This is a genomic window from Lysobacter koreensis, assembly GCF_042677045.1.
In the GTDB taxonomy this organism is placed as follows: domain Bacteria; phylum Pseudomonadota; class Gammaproteobacteria; order Xanthomonadales; family Xanthomonadaceae; genus Lysobacter_K; species Lysobacter_K koreensis.
Window position 1 is genome coordinate 178,863 of record NZ_JBHTIH010000008.1, and the last position, 17,369, is coordinate 196,231.

Genomic DNA, 17,369 nt, shown 5'->3' on the forward strand with positions numbered 1-17,369 from the left:
CTCACCCGGCCCGGCGGGTCTTCTTCGCTTCGTCCGAGCGCAGCTGGCCGATGCGTTCGAAGTAGCCCGGCTCGATGCCGGTCACGTACTGGCCGTTGAAGCACGACGAATCGAAATGCTCGATGCGCTGCTTCGGGCCGGACACCGCCTCCTCCAGGTCCGACAGGTCCTGGTAGATCAGCCAGTCGCAGCCGAGCAGGGTCTGCACTTCCTCGTCGCTGCGGCCGTGCGCGACCAGTTCGTCGACCGACGGCATGTCGATGCCGTAGATGTTCGGGAAGCGCACCGGCGGCGCGGCCGAGGCCAGGTAGACCTTGCGCGCACCGGCGTCGCGCGCCATCTGCACGATCTGCTTGGAGGTGGTGCCACGCACGATCGAGTCGTCGACCAGCAGCACCACCCGGTTCTTGAACTCGAGCGGGATCGGGTTGAGCTTGCGGCGCACCGACTTCGCGCGCTCGCCCTGCCCCGGCATGATGAAGGTGCGGCCGACGTAGCGGTTCTTGATGAAGCCCTCGCGGTACTTCACGCTCAGCACGTTGGCGATCTCCAGCGCGGCGTCGCGCGAGGTGTCCGGGATCGGAATCACCGTGTCGATGTCGTGTTCGGGCATCAGCCGCAGGATCTTCTCGCCGAGCTTCTGGCCCATGCGCATGCGCGCCTTGTGCACCGAGATGTCGTCCATCATCGAGTCGGGGCGCGCGAAGTAGACGTACTCGAAGATGCACGGCGCGTGCTGGCGCGGCGCGGCGCACATCCGGGCATGCAGCTCGCCGCGCGCGGTAACCACGATCGCCTCGCCGGGCTGCACGTCGCGCACGCGTTCGAAGCCGAGGATGTCGAGCGCGACCGACTCGGACGCGATCGCGTACTGGTCCTGGCCGTCGCTGACGCGCTTGCCCAGCACCAGCGGACGGATGCCGTTGGGGTCGCGGAACGCCACCAGGCCCAGGCCGAGCACCGCGGTGATCACCGCGTAGCCGCCGACGCAGCGCCGGTGCACGCCCTCGACCGCCTTGAACGCCGCTTCCGCCGTCAACCCGCGCTGCATGTCGAGCTCGTGCGCGAACACGTTGAGCAGCACTTCCGAGTCGGACTCGGTGTTGACGTTGCGGCGGTCCTGCTCGAACACCTCCTGGCGCAGCGCGTCGGTGTTGATCAGGTTGCCGTTGTGGGCGAGCGCAATCCCGAACGGGGAGTTGACGTAGAACGGCTGCGCCTCGTCGGAACCGGCGCTGCCGGCGGTCGGGTAGCGGCAGTGGCCGATGCCGATGCGGCCCTGCAGGGTCAGCATCGCCGCCTCGTCGAACACGTCGCTGACCAGGCCGTTGCCCTTGTGCACGCGCAGCTTGGTGCCGTCGACGGTGGCGATGCCGGCGGCGTCCTGGCCGCGGTGCTGGAGCACCGTCAGGCCGTCGTAGAGTTGCGCCGCAACGTCGTGGTTGCTGACGATACCGAGAATGCCGCACATGGGTTGGGCCCTGCTGGAAAGTCGATGGTGGTTCGTGACTACTGCCTGATCTCGGGCCGCGATGCCCCGAACCAAGCGGAAAATGCGGGCGCGATCAGTTCCCGGCCGGTACCGGCAGCGTGGTCGCCGCGTCGCTCGATGGATCCGCGGGCGCCGGCGACGCGCCGCCGCCCAGATCCACCTGCGTCGCCACCCAGTCCGGCAGCCAGCCGCGCAGCCATTGCGCGCCAGGCACGAACACCGGCACCACCTGCGAGCGCTGCCACTCGGCGTCGCGCGGCAGCGCGGTCAACCCGAGCAGCAGCACCAGCGCGCAGCCGACGAAACCGCCGCGCACCACGCCCAGCGCCAGGCCCAGCACGCGGTCCACGCCGGACAGGCCGACCGACTTCACCAGCAGCCGCACCAGCCACGCGACCAGCCCGACCACCAGCAGCACCGCGATGAAGCTCAGCGCGTAGCCGCCAAACACCTGCGTCGCACTGGGCTCGCCATCGCGGGCCAGCAGCAGCGCCACGTCGGCACCGAAGCGGAAAGCCGCCCAGCCGGCCAGCACCCACGCCAGCAGCGACGCGGCCACGCCGATGAAGCCGCGCATCAGCCCGAACAGCGCCGACACCGCGACGATCGCCAGCAGCACCCAGTCGGTGGCGCTCATCGCGCCTTACGGATGCGGACGAACGATGCCGCTGACACCGAGCTTGGCCGACACCTGCGCCTTGAGCTGGTCGGCATCGGCGCGGCTGGCGACCGGGCCGATGCGCACCCGGCTCAGGGTGCCCTTGTCGCTGCCGACTTGTTCGACGAAGGCGCTGAAGCCGGCCGCGCGCGCGCGATCGCGCAGCTTGCCGGCTTCGGCCGCGTTGCTGAAGGCACCCAACTGCACCGCGAACCCGGTGCCCGATGCGGCCGGCTTGATCGGCGTAGCGACCGGCTTGGCTGCAGCGACGGGCGCCGTCGCGGGGGTGGTGGGCTTGCTGGTCGTCGCCGGCTTGCTCTCGACCGGCTTGCTTGCGATCGGCTTGGCGACGGCCGGTTTGGCGATTGTCGGCTTGGAATCCGGCAGCGCCACCGGCGCCGAGACGCTGGGCGCGGCCGCGGCAATCGGTTGCGAGACCGACGACGTGGCAGTTGCGGCGGGGGTGGCCACGTCGGCGTCCAGCGTCACCACCTTGGAACCGACGTCATCGCGCACGTGCGCGGCGCGCAGGCGCGCGGCCTCGGCTTCGGCGCGGGAGGCGTACGGACCGACCCGCACCCGGTACAGGGTGCGGCCGCCGGTACCGCTTGTGGTGTCCTGGTAGCCGGGCAACTGCGAGGCATTGAGCGCGGCCACGACGCGCGCTGCATCGGCGCTGCTGGCGTAGCTGCCGAAGCTGACTGCGTAGTCGCCGCCGGCGGTGGCGGCCGGCATCATCGCCTCGCCGCTGACTGCGGCGTCGGTGGTCGTATCGACGGTGGGCAAGGTGGTGTCGTCGGCGGCCGGCGCCATGCCGACCACGCCGCCGTTGGGCGTTTCGCCGGGCGTGACCAGAGGCAGTTCGCGGGTTTCGTAGCCGCCCTTGGGTGCGTCGGGCAGCTCCAGCGGCACATCCGAGGCCCCGCTTTCCGGCGCCGGGCCCTTGATCAGCATGGGCAGGAAGATCACGGCCAGCGCGACCAGCACCGTCGCGCCGATCAGGCGCTGTTTCAAGGCAGGTTCCATCGGGTCTCACACACCTGGGGCGGATTGCCGCGCGAATTATAACGCGCTGCGACCGACCCTCCCCCGCGCAGAACCTTAACGCGCCGCGCCCCGCGACCAACCCACCTGCCGCGGAAGACCCAACGCGCCGCAGCGCGCTGGGTTATTCAGTCACCGGCCCCTGCTTCCAGCAACGGACTGTTACGGCTCACTCCACCGCGAGCCGCCGCAGTGCCTCCGCGGCGGTGTGGAACGACCCGAACACCAGGACGCGATCCCCCGCGTGCGCCTGCGCACGCGCCGCGGCCAAGGCGGCGGCGACGTCGGCGTGCTGGACGCCGGTCGCGGCCGCGGTGCCGACCAGCTGCCGGGCCAGGCCGGCGACATCGGTCCCGCGCGGGGCATGTTCGGCCAGGCCCGCCAGATGCCAGTGGGTGACCGCGCCGGCGAGCGCCTCGACCACCCCGGCCACGTCCTTGTCGCCCAGCGCCGCGAATACCGCGAAAGTACGGCCCGTCGGTGACGTCGCAGCGAGCCAGGCCGCCAATTCGCGCGCCGCCTGCGGGTTGTGGCCGACGTCGACGACGATCTCGACCCCGTCGCGCTCGAAGCGCTGCAGCCGCCCCGGCACCTGCGCGCGCGCCACGCCCTCGCGCAATGCCGCGTCCGACAGCTCCACGTCGAGCGCGCGTAGCGCTGCGATCGCGGTGGCCGCATTGCGCAGCTGCGCCGGCGCCGCCAGCCCCGGCCGGGGCAGGTCGACCGCGAAGCCGACCTCGCGCCAGCGCCACTGATCCGCGTCCGCGTCATCCGGAGTCGGCTCGAAGAAAAAATCGCAGCCGATGCGCACCGCCGAGGCGCCGATCGCGTACGCGTGCCCCAGCACGCTCGAAGGCGGGTCGTCGTCGCCGAGCACCAGCGGCTTCCAAGCGCGCGCGATCCCGGCCTTCTCGAAGCCGATCGCCTCGCGGTCGTCGCCCAGGTAGTCCTGGTGGTCGAGGTCGACGGTGGTGATCACCGCCACGTCGGGATCGACGAGGTTGGTCGCGTCCAGCCGCCCGCCGAGACCGACCTCGAGGATCGCCAGATCGAGCTGCGCGCGCTCGAACAGCCACAGCGCGGCGAGCGTGCCGTACTCGAAATAGGTCAGCGGCACCTCGCCGCGCGCGGCTTCGATCGCCTCGAATGCCGCGACCAGCGCGGCGTCGCTGGCGTCGTGGCCGTCGATGCGCACGCGCTCGTTGTAGGCCAGCAGGTGCGGCGAGGTGTACGCGCCGACCCGCAGCCCGGCCGCGCGCGCGATCGCCTCGATGAACGCGACCGTCGAGCCCTTGCCGTTGGTGCCGCCGACGGTGATCACGTGGCGTGCGGGCCGCCCGAGCCCGAGGCGCTGCGCGACTTCGCGCACGCGCTCCAGGCCCATGTCGATGGACTTGGGGTGGATGCGTTCGATGTACTCCAGCCACTCGGAAAGTGTTTGCGCCATGCCGCATTGTAGGGGCGCCGCGCGGAGAGGCGGCTGTGGCAGAACTGCAGCGCGCCGCAGCGCGCGAGGAACTTTGCCTGCGGTTCGGGGGGCTTGACTGCCCCCCGGGACGTCACAACGCCCGATGCACCGCTTCGCCGAACAGCGCGGTGTGGTGGCTGCAATCGTTGAGGCGCACCACGTCGACGTGGTCCAGGTCGCTGCCTTCGAGCAGGTTGAGCGTGGTCGGTGCCTGCCGGAATCCCCACAGTTTCGACAGCGGGATGCCGAGCACCTGGCACAGCAGCACGCGGTTGACCGCGTCGTGGGCGACCACCAGCAAGGTGTCGTCGTCGCCCAAGCCGGCGCAGGCACGCGCCAGCGCCGGCCACGCGCGGTCGAGCACGTGCTGCAGCGATTCGCCCTCGGGCATCAGCACCTCGTGCGGGGTGTCGCGCCAGGCCTGCAGGCGGTCGCCGTCGCGTTCGCGGATCTCGCTGGCGAGCAGGCCTTCCCAGGTGCCGTGGGCGATCTCCATCAGCCCCGGGTCGAGCGTGAGCGGCAGGTCGCGTTCGCCCAGCGCGAGCTCGGCGGTATGGCGTGCGCGCTTCAGCGGCGAGGCGACCGCGCGGGTGATGGCCACCTCGCGCAGGCGCGTCCCCAGCGCGCGCGCCTGCATCTCGCCGACCGGCGACAGCGCGATGTCTTCCTGGCCCTGGTAGCGGCCTTCGGCATTCCACGGGGTCTCGCCGTGGCGGGCTAATAAAATTCGCACGTTGTCAGTTTCCTCGAAGCAAAAAAGCACCCCTCCCCAACCCTCCCCTTCGCTATGCGAAAGGGAGGGAGCGTCCTAGACCTGCTGCAGCGAGAGGATGCCGGGGGTCGCGCGCAGCAGCGCCAGCTGCTCGTCGGTGACCGGCTTGTCGATCGTGATCGCGGCGCGCGCCTGACCATCGCCGGCCGCGCCGAGTGCGAAGTTGACGATGTTGATTCCGGCCGCACCAAGCTGCGAACCGACCGCGCCGATCATGCCGGGTCGGTCCTCGTTGCGCAGCAACAGCACGAACGCCTGCGGGTCGAACTCGATCTCGACGCCATCCAGCCGCACCACGCGCGGTCCGCGGTGCAGGGTCGCCTCGATCTCGCGCACCACCGGCTGCTGGTGCGGGCCTTCGCCTTCGACCCGCAGCCGTAGCAGGCGGTCGAAGCCGTCGCCGTCGCCACCCAGAGTTTCGGCCACGGTCAGGCCACGCGCGGTGGCTTCCTGCAGCGCGTTCACCGGGGTCACGCGCCCCGACGCGGGGCCCAGCAACGCCGCGACCAGCAAGCGCGTCAACGGCCGGGTGTCGAGTCCGGCGGTACGGCCGGCGTAGCTGATGTGCAAGCGGGTCGGCGCCGGCACCAGGCGCGCGGCGAGGCGGCCGAGCGCCGACATCAGCGGCATCCACGGGCCGACTTCGCGCGCGGCCTCGGCGGTCAGCGGCGGCAAGTTGACGCAGCCGGCGACCGCGCCGGTGTTGATGAAATCGAGGATCTGCCGCGCCAGGATCGTGCTGACCGCCTGCTGCGCCTCGCTGGTCGATGCGCCCAGGTGCGGGGTGAGGATCAGCTTCGGGTGCGCGCGCAGCGGCGAGTCGGCCTGCAGCGGCTCGGTGGCAAAGGTGTCGAGCGCGGCGCCGCCGAGGTGGCCCTCGTCGAGCAGTTTGAGCAGCGCGGTCTCGTCGACCAGCCCGCCGCGCGCGGCATTGACGATGTAGGCGCCCTTCTTCATCGAACGCATGCTCGCTTCCGAGAGCAGGTTGGTGGTTTCCTTGGTACGCGGGATATGCAGGGTGACGATGTCCGCCCAGGCCAGCAGTTCGTCGAGCGTCTTCAGCGGCACGCTGCCCTTGCCCGCGGCCGAGGCCGGCAGGAACGGGTCGTACGCGGCGACCTCCATGCCGATCCCCTGCGCCTTGCGCGCGACGGTGCCGCCGATGCGGCCCAGGCCAATGACGCCGAGCTTCTTGCCTTCCAGTTCGAAGCCGGTCAGACCGGCCTTGGGCCAATGGCCGGCCTTCATGCCGGCGTCGGCACGCGGGATGTGGCGGGCGAGCGCGAACAGCAGCGAGATCGCGTGCTCGGCCGCCGCCAGGGTGTTGCCGTCGGGCGCGTTCATCACCGCAATGCCGCGTTCGGTGGCGGCGTCGACGTCGATGGTGTCGACACCGGCGCCGGCGCGGCCGATCACGCGCAGCCCCTGGGCACCGGCCAGCGCCTGCGCGGACACCGCGGTCGCCGAGCGCACCAGCACGGCATCGACGCCGGCCAGCGCGGCCGCGAGCGCGGCGGGGTCTTTGATCGGATCGGAGACGACCACCTCCCAGCCCGCGTCGCGGAACAGGGCCAGGCCATCGTCGTGGATGCCGTCGCACGCCAGTACTTTCATCGCAAGCTCCATCAGTGAGGGGAGCGCGGAAAGCCTTGCAAGCCGGCGGTGCGGGTGACAATCCGCTGTGGAAGCGGCAGGGACAGGGGCCGCGAGGGCGCATGTCGGGTGGAGCAGAACAGGCTTTCGGAGACGGGGCCGGCAGGCATGGGAATCCGCGAACGCCTGCAGCCTAGCAGACGAAGGCCGCTGCGCAACCCCATCCGTTGTTGTGCCCGCGCTCTGGCTGACGGCCAGCGTGTGGGTCACGATGGCGCCTCCCGAACGCAAGGAATGTGGCATGGCACAGCAGGTCAAGGGCGAATTCGACGTCACGCGCAGCGCGCAGCCGCCCTGCGACATGGGCGACGGCATCGAGGCGGGGCACAACCGTTTCGACAAGCGCTTCCGCGGCGACCTCGATGCCAGCAGCGTGGTACACATGCTGGCGGTCGGCACCGGCACGCCCGGTTCGGCCGCCTACGTCGCGATCGAACGCGTGTCCGGGTCGCTGCAGGGCCGCAGCGGCACGTTCTTTCTGCAGCACAACGGCGTGATGACGCGTGGCGCGGCGAAGTTGTCGCTGACCGTCGTGCCCGATTCGGGCACCGGCGAACTGGCGGGGCTGTCCGGGGCGATGGCGATCGAGATCACCGACGGCAAGCATTTCTACACCTTCGACTACGCGCTCGCCGAGTAAGGCATCGGCTTTCCCCAACGCGCAGAAAACAAAACGCCGGTCGGTTGCCCGACCGGCGTTCTGTTTTTCCGCTGCCGCGAAGGCTCAGCCCTTCGGCGCGGCGTTGAGCTCGCGCAACAGCTGCGGCGCCGGGTAGACCTCCTGCATGATCCAGCGCATGTAGCGCTGGTCGACCGAGATCATCCGGGTCATGCTCGGGTCGAACACCCAGTTGCTGCTCACCGACTCCCAGTTGCCGTCGAACGCCAGGCCGACCAGCCTGCCGCGCGCGTCGAGCACCGGCGAGCCGGAATTGCCGCCGGTGATGTCCAGGTCGGACAGGAAGTTCACCGGCACCGTGCCCAGTTCCTTGTCGGCCAGGCCGCCGTAGCGCTTGGCCTTGATCGCGTCGAGCAGCGACTGCGGCGCGTCGAACGGCTCCTTGCCGGTGGCCTTGGCCGCGACTTCCTCGAGCTTGGTGATCGGCGCCTGCACGCTGCCGTCGGACTTGGTGTAGCCGGTGACGTTGCCGAAGGTGATGCGCAGCGACGAGTTGGCGTCGGGATAGACGAACTTGCCCTGGCTCTTCTTGTAGTCGGCCATCGCCTGCAGGTAAACCGGGCGCGCGACCAGGCCGTCGCCGGCGCGGGTCTTGCCCTCCTGCTCCAGCTTGAGCACGGTCGGCATGATCGCCACCGCGAACTGCACGGCCGGGTCCTTGCTGGCCTCGAACGCGGCGCGGTCGGCATTGACCAGCGCCATGCGCTGGTCGGTGTCGCCCAGCTGGGTCTTGGCGAGCTTGTCGAGCGCGCGCTTGATCGCCTTCTCATCGCTGCCACCAAGCCAACTGTCGACCGCGGCGACGCGATGCGACGCGGGCAGCTTGAGGTACTCGCGCAGCCAGTAGGCCTGCAGCTCGCGATCCATCTTCGCCTGGTAGCGCTTCTCCATCTGCTTCAGGCCGCCCTCGAACGCCGGCAGGTCGCGCTGCTGGTAACCCTGTTCGCGCTGCGCGTCGGGCTTCTGCTTTTCGATCGACAGTCGGTACAGCTGGGTCGCCGCGCCGATCGCGCCGGTGTTGCGCAGTTGGCCGAACACCAGGTCGCGTTCGCGGTGGGCGCGCGCTTCCTCGCCGAGCGTGACCAGGCGGTCGTGCGCGGCCAGCGCGGCCTCGCCCTTGCGGCCCTGCTTCTTGAGCCAGGCCAGCACCGCGGCTTCCTCGGCTTTTTTCGTCTCCGCCGCGCCAATGCGCTGGAAGCCGTCGAGCTGGCCGTCGTAGTTCTTCATCGCGTTCTGCCAGCTGCGCACGGTGCTGGCGTACTTCACCGCGATGTCGGGGTTCTTGCGGCCGGCCGCCTCGACCATCGCCACCAGCTTCTTGTAGTGGCCACCGACCGTCGGGTAGGTCCAGTCGGCGGTCGCGTCGAAGTCGTCGGCCAACGCGTAGCGCGCGGTCGAGCCCGGATAGCCGGCGACCATCACGAAGTCGCCCGCGCCCAGCGGCTGGTCGGCGAGCTTGAGGAAATGCTTCGGGGTGTACGGCACGTTGTCGGCCGCGAACGCGGCCGGCTTGCCGTCCTTGCCGACGTAGGCGCGGTAGAACGAGAAGTCGCCGGTGTGGCGCGGCCACATCCAGTTGTCGACCTCGCCGCCGTAGTTGCCGACGCTGCCCGGCGGCGCGTAGACCAGGCGCACGTCCTTGATCTCGAGGTTCCGGAACAGGCGGTAGCTGTTGCCGCCGGCGAAGCTGTACAGGCGGCAGCGGTAACCGGCTTCGGCCTCGCACTGCGCGACCAGTTGCTTCTCCAGTGTTTCCAGCGCGTGGGTGCGCGCGAGCGCATCGGGCGCGGCGGCGATCGCGGCCTTGACCTCGCGGCTCACGTCCTTGATCGAATCGAGCGCGTAGATGCGCGCATTCGGACCGGCGGAGACCTCCGCGGCCTGGGTGGCGGCGTTGAAGCCGTCGCGCATCAGGTTCTTCTCGGGCGTCGAGTTGAGCTGGATCGCGCCGTACGCGCAGTGGTGGTTGGTCACCACCAGGCCCTGCGGCGAGACGAAGCTCGCGGTGCAGCCGCCCAGCGAGACCACCGCGCCCATCGGGTCGCCGGTCAGGTTGGCCAGCTGTTTGGCGTTCAACTTGAGGCCGGCTTTCTTCAGCGGGCCGGAGATCTCCGGCAACTGCTGCGGCACCCACATGCCCTCGCCTGCGAAGGCGCCCCCCGAGACAGCGGCCAGCGCCAGCGCGGTGGCCAATACCGAATAACGCATGCAGCGACTCCTTGATCCGTTGACTAATGCGGTTGAAGCGAATGAAGCGAAACGTGTGGCGCCATCTGCAGCCTAGCCGCCCCGAACCCCGGCTGTCCGTGATCCAGTCGGGCGAGTGGTCGTCAAGTGGTTTATTCGGGCGGCAGGTTCATCTCCCGCAGCAGGTGCGGCGCCGGGTAGACCTTGGCCATCAGCCAGCGCAGGTAACGCGCGTCGACGTGGATCGCGCGCTTGTAGCGCGGATCGAACATCCAGCTGGCGCTGACCGACTCCCAGTTGCTGTCGAAGTTGAGGCCGATCAGGCGGCCGCGCGCGTCCAGCACCGGCGAGCCGGAGTTGCCGCCGGTGGTGTCGAGGTTGGTGAGGAAATCGACCGTCTGCGTCTGCAGGCTCGGCTCGGCGGTGCTGCCGAAGTCACCCTTGGCGATCGCCTCGCGCAACGGCTGCGGCGCGTCGAACGGGGCCACGCCGGTGTGTTTCTCGACGATGCCGGCCACGGTGGTCAGCGGCCGGTAGCGCACCCCGTCGCGCGGGTCCATCGGGCTGACCTTGCCGTAGCTCACGCGCAGCGTGGAGTTCGCGTCCGGGTACACCGCGCGGCCCTGTGACCGGCGGAAACCGATCAGCGCGCGCATGTAGGCCGGGCGCAGGCGCAGCAACTCGCCGTCGCGGGTCTTGGCCTCGTCCTCGAGCCGGACCAATGCCGGGGTGAGGATCGCGGCCGCCTTCAGCAGCGTATCGCTGGACGCCGCCAGCTCGGATGCCGGCGCCTGCATCGCGCGCAGGCGTTGCGCCTCGTCACCGAGCCTGGTGCCGGCGTACAGCGCTTTCAGGCGGGCCTTGAGCTGCGCCGGGGTGGTGCCGAACACCGCATCGAACTCGGGCACGCGCTGCGCGGCCGGCAGCGCCTGGTACTGGCGCAGCAGGTCGGCCAGCAACGCCTGCTCGACCGCCGGCGCGTATCGGCGCTGCACCTGCTTGAGCTGGCCGCTGATCAGGGTCTCGTCGCGCTGCTGGTAGCCCGATTCGCGTTGCGGGTCGGGCTTGCCGCGTTCCAGCGCGAGCCGCTGCACGGTCAGTGCCGCGCGCAGCAGCTGGCTCTGCGAGCGCAGGTTGGCGAGCAGCTGGTCGCGCTCGCGCATCGCCACCGCCGCGTCGAGCACTGCCTGGGAGGCGTCGATGTCGGCCTGGGTTGCGGCCGCGTCGGCCTGCTTGCCCAGCCAGGCGAGCATCGCGGCCTCGTCGTCGCGGCGCACGCGCAGCGCGTCGCTGCGGCGCAGGCCGTCGAGTTCGCCCTGCGCGCGCTTGAGCCCGTTCTTGAGGCTGGCGACCTGCGCGGCGTACAGCACCTTGGCGTCGGCATCGCTCGCCGCGGCGGCCTCGATCGTCTTGATCATGCCGTCGTAAAGCGCGACCCGCGACGGCAGCTGCCAGTCGATCTGGTTGGCGAACTCCGAGGCCATGCGGTGCCGGAACGTGGTGCCGGGGTAGCCGGCGAGCATCGCGAAATCGCCGTCGGCGAAGTGTTCGGTCGATACCTGCAGGTGCGCCGGCGGCACGTACGGCACGTTGTCGGCGGCAAAGTCGGCCGGCTTGCCGTCGCGGCCGACGTAGGCGCGCAGCAGGGTGAAGTCGCCGCTGTGGCGCGGCCACACGAAGTTGTCGACCTCGTCGCCGTAGTTGCCGATCGCGTCCGGCGGCGCGTAGACGAGGCGGATGTCGCGCAGCTCGAGCTGGCGGATCAGGTAGAAGTCGGTGCCGTAGTACATGTTGGCGACGCTGCAGCGGTTGCCGGCCTCGCTTTCGCATTTGGCGACCACGGCCTTGGTCGCGGCGTCGACGGCGTCGTAGTACGCCCGCCCCTGCTTGCCGCGCGCATCTTTGAGGATGCGCTCGGTGACCTTGTCGAAGCCGGTCGTGACCAGCACCCGGTAGTCGGGGTTGGCCGGCAGTTCGGCGCCACGGTCGGCAGCGATGAAGCCCTGCCCGATCAGGTCGCGCTCGGGCGTCGAGTTGTACTGAATCACCCCGAACGCGACGTGGTGGTTGGTCAGCAACAGGCCGTCCTTGGACACGAACGCACCGCTGGCGCCGCCGACCTTGACCACCGCGCTCATCGGCGGCCGCGCCAGTTCCGCCAACGCGGCCGGCCTGCCCTTGAAGCCGGCCGCCTTGAGCTGCTTGGCGATCTGCGGCAGTTGCGAGGGCATCCACATGCCTTCGTCGGCGTGGGCGGGCACCAGGCCCAGCAGCAGGGAAGCGGCAAACAGACGGCGGCGCATGGTCGATCCGGCAACGGTGGGAGCGGTCGACGATAGGCGAAGCCGCCCGCCGCGGGCAAACCCGTGAGCCGGCCGCGACGAGGCCCGGGCGTATAATTCCGGCCTCTTTGCGGCAGCCGCACACGGTTCGAAGGCGACCTCCATGACCCAAAAGACAATGAAGGCGCTGGTCAAGCGCGAAACCGGCAAGGGCATCTGGATGGAACAGGTGCCGGTGCCCGCGCCCGGCCCGAACGAGGTGCTGGTCAAGCTGGAGAAGACCGCGATCTGCGGCACCGACCTGCACATCTACCTGTGGGACGAGTGGAGCCAACGCACGATCAAGCCGGGGCTGGTGATCGGCCACGAGTTCGTCGGCCGCGTGGTCGAACTCGGCGCTGGCGTGTCGGGCTACAAGATCGGCCAGCGCGTCTCGGCCGAAGGCCACATCGTCTGCGGCCACTGCCGCAACTGCCGCGGCGGCCGCCAGCACCTGTGCCCGAACACGGTCGGCATCGGCGTCAACCGCAACGGCGCGTTCGCCGAGTACATCGTGATGCCGGCCAGCAACCTGTGGCCGATCCCGGACCAGATCCCGAGCGAGCTGGCCGCGTTCTTCGACCCCTACGGCAACGCCGCGCACTGCGCGCTGGAGTTCGACGTGGTCGGCGAGGACGTGCTGATCACCGGCGCCGGCCCGATCGGCATCATCGCTGCGGGCATCTGCAAGCACATCGGCGCGCGCAACGTGGTGGTCACCGACGTCAACGACTACCGCTTGAAGCTGGCCGCCGACATGGGCGCCACGCGCGTGGTCAACGTCGCCAACCAGTCGCTCAAGGACGTGATGGCCGACCTGCACATGGAAGGCTTCGACGTCGGCCTGGAGATGAGCGGCAACCCGCGCGCATTCAACGACATGCTCGACTGCATGTACCACGGCGGCAAGATCGCGATGCTCGGGATCATGCCCAAGGGCGCCGGCGCCGACTGGGACAAGATCATCTTCAAGGGCCTGACCCTGCACGGCATGTACGGCCGCAAGATGTACGAGACCTGGTACAAGATGACGCAGCTGGTGCTGGGCGGTTTTCCGCTGGGCAAGGTGCTGACCCACCAGCTGCCGATCGACTCGTTCCAGGACGGTTTCGACCTGATGGAAGCGGGCAAGGCGGGCAAGGTTGTGCTGAGCTGGAATTGAACGTAGGGCGGGCCCTGGCCCGCCGCAACGCGATGGCGGGCCGAGCGCCCGCCCTACAGGAACCCCAATGTCGCCGACCCAACCCGCCCTCACCCAACGCTACGCCGACACCCTCGACGAGATCCGCGCCGCCGGCCTGTTCAAGTCCGAGCGCGTCATCACCTCGCCGCAGTCCGCCGAGATCACCCTCGCCGACGGCCGCACGGTGCTGAATTTCTGCGCCAACAACTACCTGGGCCTGGCCGACCACCCCGACGTGATCGCGGCGGCCAAGGACGCGCTCGACACGCATGGCTTCGGCATGGCCTCGGTGCGCTTCATCTGCGGCACCCAGGACCTGCACAAGCAGCTCGAGCAGACCATCGCCGAGTTCTTCGGCACGCAGGACACGATCCTCTACGCCGCCTGCTTCGACGCCAACGGCGGCCTGTTCGAGCCGCTGCTGGACGAGAACGACGCGATCATCTCCGACGCGCTCAACCACGCCTCGATCATCGATGGCGTGCGCCTGTGCAAGGCCAAGCGCTACCGCTACGCCAACTGCGACATGGCCGACCTGGAGAAGCAGCTGCAACAAGCCAAGGCCGACGGCGCGCGTACGATCATGATCACCTCCGACGGCGTGTTCTCGATGGACGGCTTCATCGCCCCGCTCGACCAGATCACCGCGCTGGCGAAGCAATACGGCGCGCTGGTGCACATCGACGAATGCCACGCCACCGGCTTCCTCGGCGCCAGCGGCCGCGGCTCGGCGGAAGTGAAGGGCGTGATGGACCGGATCGACATCTACACCGGCACGCTGGGCAAGGCGATGGGCGGCGCGCTCGGCGGCTTCACCACCGCCCGGCGCGAGGTCATCGAACTGCTGCGCCAGCGCTCGCGCCCGTACCTGTTCTCCAATTCGTTGCCACCGCACGTGGTCGCCGCCGGCATCAAGGCGTTCGAGATGCTCGCCGCAGCCGGCCAGCTGCGCGAGCAACTGGTCGAGAACACCGGCTACTTCCGCCAGCAGATGACCGCCGCCGGTTTCGACATCAAACCCGGCGTGCACCCGATCAGCCCGGTGATGCTGTACGACGCACCGCTGGCGCAGAAGTTCGCGCAGCGCCTGCTCGAGGAAGGTATCTACGCGATCGGCTTCTTCTTCCCGGTGGTGCCGCAGGGCCAGGCGCGCATCCGCACGCAGATCTCGGCCGCGCACACCCGCGAGCACCTCGACCGCGCGATCGCCGCGTTCATCAAGATCGGTCGCGAGCTCGGTGTATTGAAGGGCTGACGTGCGCGCCCTGGTCTTTGAGCAGTTCGGCGGCCCCGAGGTCCTGCACCTGCGCGAGCTGCCCGACCCGGTGCCGGCCGCCGGTGAAGTGCTGGTGCGCACGCGCGCGATCGGGCTGAACTTCGCCGACGTCTACCGCCGCCAGGGCCACTACCACCTGGCCGGCGACCCGCCGTGGATCGCGGGTTACGAAGCCGCGGGCGAAGTGGTGTCGGCGGCGGCGGGCACCGGGTTCGCGCCCGGGGACCGCGTCGCCTTCGCCGACAGCCCGTACGCCAATGCCGAACTGGTCGCGGTCGCCGCGGAGCGGTTGATCCCGCTGCCCGACGACATCGCCTTCGAGACCGCTGCCGCCTTGCTGCTGCAGGGCCTGACCGCGCAGTACCTGATCCGCGACAGCCACCCATTGCACGCCGGGCAGACGGTGCTGGTCCACGCCGCGGCCGGCGGCGTCGGCCAGCTGCTGGTGCAGCTCGCGGTGGCCGCGGGCGCCCGCGTGCTGGCACTGGCCTCGACGCGGGAGAAAACCGCCGTCGCCACCGCCGCCGGCGCACACGCCACCGCGACCTATGCCGACGATTGGGTCGCCGCGGCGCAGGCATTCGGCGAGGGCGGCGTCGACGTCGCCTACGACTCGGTCGGCAGCACGGTGCACGACTCGCTGCGCGCGGTGCGCACCGGCGGCCGCGTGGTGTTCTACGGCATGGCCGGCGGCGACCCGGAGCCGGTCGACCCGCGCGTGCTCATGGACGGCTCGAAGACGCTGACCGGCGGCGACCTGTGGAACGTGCTGCGCACCGCCGCCGACCGGCGCGAACGCGCGGCCGAGCTGTTCGACCGCGTGCGCGACGGCTCGCTCCGGGTCACGATCGACGCGCGCTACCCGCTGGCGGAAGGCGCCGCGGCGCATGCGCACCTGGAAAGCCGGCGCGCGCTGGGCAAGGTGCTGTTGCTTCCGTAGGGCGGGCCCTGGCCCGCCACCGCCATCTCGACGAAAGCCGGCGGGCCAGGGCCCGCCCTACGACGCCGGCAAGCTCCGCACTTCATCGGCGGTCAACGCACGCCACTGCCCTTTCGGCAACTCGCCCAGCGTCAACGGGCCGATCGCGACCCGCAGCAGGCGCAGGACCCCGATATCGAACGCGGCCAGCAGCCGCCGGATCTGCCGGTTGCGGCCTTCGTCGAGCACGATCTCCAGCCAGGCGTTTTTCTCGCCACTGCGCAGCAGCGTGGCCGCCTTCGCGCGCAGGCGCTCGCCGCCCTCCTCGACGCCTTCGAGCAATGCCGCCAGCGCCGTCGCATCCGGGATCGCGTCGACCTGGACGTGGTAGGTCTTGTCCGGGCCGAGCAGCGGGTCGGTAACGCGCGCGGCCCACTCCGGGTCGTTGCAGAACAGCAGCAGGCCTTCGCTGGCCTTGTCCAGCCGCCCGACCGGCGCGAGCCACGGCAGCCCCGCGCCATCGAAGCAGCGGTAGACGGTGTCGCGGCCGCGTTCATCGCTGGCCGTGGTCACCAGGCCCCGCGGCTTGTTGAGCATCAGGTACAGGCGCGGCGCGGCGTCGAGGTCGCGGCCGTCGACCGCTATCCGCTGTCGCCCGCGCACCACCGGGTGCTCGGGATCGCGGACGACCCGGCCGTCGACGCAGACCCGGCCGTCGGCGATCCATTGCGCGGCCTGCGTGCGCGAACACAGCCCGTGCTTGGACAGCACCCGTGCAAGACCATGGCGAGGTGGGGAATTCATCGTGGTACCCATCGCAACAACGGCCGCAGAGCGGCCGTTGTTGTCACATCCAATGCTGCGTGCGCGGCGACCGGCGCCCAGCCGGCCGCGCGCACGACCTGCTTACTTCGCCTTGTTCTCTTCCGGCGCCGGCGCGGCGGCCTTGGCCGGGGCGCCCTTCGCCACGCGCACGCCGCGCGACTTCATCCAGGCATCGAACTCCTCGGCGGTCATGCGCTTGCCGTTCTGGCTCATGTCGAACCGCCACGGCGAGTTGTCGTGCTTGGTCAGCGGCTTGTAGGCGGCCGGATCGGCGCTGCTGGCCGGCGCGGTCGGTGCGTTCTTGCCCGCGGCGACGCTCTGGCACTTTTCGATGCGCATGCGCAGCAGCACGTTGTCGACCGACTGCGCCTCGTCGTAGGCCTGCGCCAGCACGCCGCTGGGCGCGCCGAGCTTGTGATTGGGCGATGCCAGTTCCGGTGCGACCGCGGCGGCCATCGCCGGTCGCGCGCCCGCGGCGGTCGAAACCGCGAGGCCTGCGCAATCCTGCGCGGCAGCCCAACCCGACAACAGCAACAACGGTAGTGCCACAGCAAACTTGCGCATGATCGTCTCCCCCGTGAGTTCAGGCTGAAGTGTAGGTGTGGCCCGAAACGTTGCACAGTCGTTAAACGGTGCGCGCCGTTACAGTCCCGCATAGTGGGTAGCAGCGCACAGTTGCGGCGCAGGACGCGATTAAAGCATCCCGCCGGTTACGCGATGTGTTCGCCGCGGCGCGGGCTCCGCGCGAGAAAAAAAGAAGCCCGGCACAAGGCCGGGCTTCGGGTGTTGCACGGTCGCTCCGAAGAGCTGGCGCTTAGTTCTGGACGTTCAGCTCGGTGCGGCGGTTGCGCGCACGGCCTTCCGGATTGTCCGAACCGTCTTCGTTGGTGTT

The 17,369-nt window shown here is 69.9% G+C and carries 14 protein-coding genes; 4 read left to right on the forward strand and 10 right to left on the reverse strand.

What is annotated here, in order from left to right:
- Nucleotide 1 precedes the first annotated feature (1 nt).
- From purF to serA, 6 genes are all read right to left on the reverse strand, one after another.
- Nucleotides 2-1,471, reverse strand: coding sequence for an amidophosphoribosyltransferase (gene purF / locus ACFQZQ_RS14645; protein ID WP_386813661.1), 1,470 nt, complete (start codon nucleotides 1,469-1,471; stop codon nucleotides 2-4).
- Between the two features lie 94 nt (nucleotides 1,472-1,565).
- Nucleotides 1,566-2,129 carry a CvpA family protein gene (locus ACFQZQ_RS14650; RefSeq protein WP_386813662.1) on the reverse strand — a complete coding sequence of 188 codons (564 nt, stop codon included), beginning with the start codon at nucleotides 2,127-2,129 and terminating at the stop codon, nucleotides 1,566-1,568.
- Between the two features lie 6 nt (nucleotides 2,130-2,135).
- The gene (locus tag ACFQZQ_RS14655; protein ID WP_386813663.1) at nucleotides 2,136-3,176 is read right to left on the reverse strand and encodes an SPOR domain-containing protein; all 1,041 of its coding nucleotides are present in this window, start codon (nucleotides 3,174-3,176) and stop codon (nucleotides 2,136-2,138) included.
- 187 nt (nucleotides 3,177-3,363) lie between these two features.
- Complete coding sequence (gene folC / locus ACFQZQ_RS14660; RefSeq protein ID WP_386813664.1) at nucleotides 3,364-4,641, reverse strand: bifunctional tetrahydrofolate synthase/dihydrofolate synthase; 1,278 nt, start codon at nucleotides 4,639-4,641, stop codon at nucleotides 3,364-3,366.
- A gap of 112 nt (nucleotides 4,642-4,753) precedes the next feature.
- On the reverse strand, nucleotides 4,754-5,395 hold the full coding sequence (locus ACFQZQ_RS14665) for a histidine phosphatase family protein (RefSeq protein ID WP_386813665.1): 642 nt from the start codon (nucleotides 5,393-5,395) through the stop codon (nucleotides 4,754-4,756).
- Nucleotides 5,396-5,470: 75 nt separating this feature from the next.
- Nucleotides 5,471-7,048 carry a phosphoglycerate dehydrogenase gene (gene serA / locus ACFQZQ_RS14670; RefSeq protein ID WP_386813666.1) on the reverse strand — a complete coding sequence of 526 codons (1,578 nt, stop codon included), beginning with the start codon at nucleotides 7,046-7,048 and terminating at the stop codon, nucleotides 5,471-5,473.
- Between the two features lie 280 nt (nucleotides 7,049-7,328).
- Between serA and ACFQZQ_RS14675 the strand changes: the two genes are divergently transcribed.
- The gene (locus ACFQZQ_RS14675) at nucleotides 7,329-7,727 is read left to right on the forward strand and encodes a DUF3224 domain-containing protein (RefSeq protein WP_386813667.1); all 399 of its coding nucleotides are present in this window, start codon (nucleotides 7,329-7,331) and stop codon (nucleotides 7,725-7,727) included.
- 84 nt (nucleotides 7,728-7,811) lie between these two features.
- Here ACFQZQ_RS14675 and ACFQZQ_RS14680 read toward each other — a convergent pair whose 3' ends face one another.
- A complete protein-coding gene (locus ACFQZQ_RS14680) occupies nucleotides 7,812-9,974 on the reverse strand; it encodes a S46 family peptidase (protein WP_386813668.1) in 2,163 nt (720 codons plus the stop codon).
- A gap of 131 nt (nucleotides 9,975-10,105) precedes the next feature.
- Nucleotides 10,106-12,256, reverse strand: a complete 2,151-nt coding sequence (locus tag ACFQZQ_RS14685; RefSeq protein ID WP_386813669.1) for a S46 family peptidase — start codon at nucleotides 12,254-12,256, stop codon at nucleotides 10,106-10,108.
- Nucleotides 12,257-12,413: 157 nt separating this feature from the next.
- Between ACFQZQ_RS14685 and tdh the strand changes: the two genes are divergently transcribed.
- From tdh to ACFQZQ_RS14700, 3 genes are all read left to right on the forward strand, one after another.
- Nucleotides 12,414-13,436 carry an L-threonine 3-dehydrogenase gene (gene tdh, locus ACFQZQ_RS14690; RefSeq protein ID WP_386813685.1) on the forward strand — a complete coding sequence of 341 codons (1,023 nt, stop codon included), beginning with the start codon at nucleotides 12,414-12,416 and terminating at the stop codon, nucleotides 13,434-13,436.
- Nucleotides 13,437-13,503: 67 nt separating this feature from the next.
- Complete coding sequence (gene kbl / locus ACFQZQ_RS14695) at nucleotides 13,504-14,712, forward strand: glycine C-acetyltransferase (RefSeq protein WP_386813670.1); 1,209 nt, start codon at nucleotides 13,504-13,506, stop codon at nucleotides 14,710-14,712.
- A 1-nt stretch (nucleotide 14,713) separates the two neighbouring features.
- On the forward strand, nucleotides 14,714-15,673 hold the full coding sequence (locus tag ACFQZQ_RS14700) for a quinone oxidoreductase family protein (protein WP_386813671.1): 960 nt from the start codon (nucleotides 14,714-14,716) through the stop codon (nucleotides 15,671-15,673).
- 57 nt (nucleotides 15,674-15,730) lie between these two features.
- Here the strand turns inward: ACFQZQ_RS14700 and ACFQZQ_RS14705 are convergent, their stop codons facing one another.
- Both ACFQZQ_RS14705 and ACFQZQ_RS14710 read right to left on the reverse strand, forming a co-directional pair.
- Nucleotides 15,731-16,468: a pseudouridine synthase gene (locus tag ACFQZQ_RS14705; RefSeq protein WP_386813672.1), complete on the reverse strand. Its 738-nt coding sequence runs from the start codon at nucleotides 16,466-16,468 to the stop codon at nucleotides 15,731-15,733.
- Nucleotides 16,469-16,558: 90 nt separating this feature from the next.
- Nucleotides 16,559-17,041, reverse strand: a complete 483-nt coding sequence (locus ACFQZQ_RS14710; protein ID WP_386813673.1) for a hypothetical protein — start codon at nucleotides 17,039-17,041, stop codon at nucleotides 16,559-16,561.
- Between the last annotated feature and the right edge of the window lie 328 nt (nucleotides 17,042-17,369).

Bases quoted from the DNA above. Each gene is read 5' to 3' on its own strand.
- tdh (WP_386813685.1), top strand. From the start codon at position 12,414: ATGAAGGCGCTGGTCAAGCGCGAAACCGGCAAGGGCATCTGGATGGAA.
- ACFQZQ_RS14655 (WP_386813663.1), bottom strand. From the start codon at position 3,176: ATGGAACCTGCCTTGAAACAGCGCCTGATCGGCGCGACGGTGCTGGTC.
- ACFQZQ_RS14650 (WP_386813662.1), bottom strand. From the start codon at position 2,129: ATGAGCGCCACCGACTGGGTGCTGCTGGCGATCGTCGCGGTGTCGGCG.
- folC (WP_386813664.1), bottom strand. From the start codon at position 4,641: ATGGCGCAAACACTTTCCGAGTGGCTGGAGTACATCGAACGCATCCAC.
- ACFQZQ_RS14710 (WP_386813673.1), bottom strand. From the start codon at position 17,041: ATGCGCAAGTTTGCTGTGGCACTACCGTTGTTGCTGTTGTCGGGTTGG.
- ACFQZQ_RS14680 (WP_386813668.1), bottom strand. From the start codon at position 9,974: ATGCGTTATTCGGTATTGGCCACCGCGCTGGCGCTGGCCGCTGTCTCG.
- ACFQZQ_RS14685 (WP_386813669.1), bottom strand. From the start codon at position 12,256: ATGCGCCGCCGTCTGTTTGCCGCTTCCCTGCTGCTGGGCCTGGTGCCC.
- serA (WP_386813666.1), bottom strand. From the start codon at position 7,048: ATGAAAGTACTGGCGTGCGACGGCATCCACGACGATGGCCTGGCCCTG.
- purF (WP_386813661.1), bottom strand. From the start codon at position 1,471: ATGTGCGGCATTCTCGGTATCGTCAGCAACCACGACGTTGCGGCGCAA.
- ACFQZQ_RS14705 (WP_386813672.1), bottom strand. From the start codon at position 16,468: ATGGGTACCACGATGAATTCCCCACCTCGCCATGGTCTTGCACGGGTG.
- ACFQZQ_RS14675 (WP_386813667.1), top strand. From the start codon at position 7,329: ATGGCACAGCAGGTCAAGGGCGAATTCGACGTCACGCGCAGCGCGCAG.
- kbl (WP_386813670.1), top strand. From the start codon at position 13,504: ATGTCGCCGACCCAACCCGCCCTCACCCAACGCTACGCCGACACCCTC.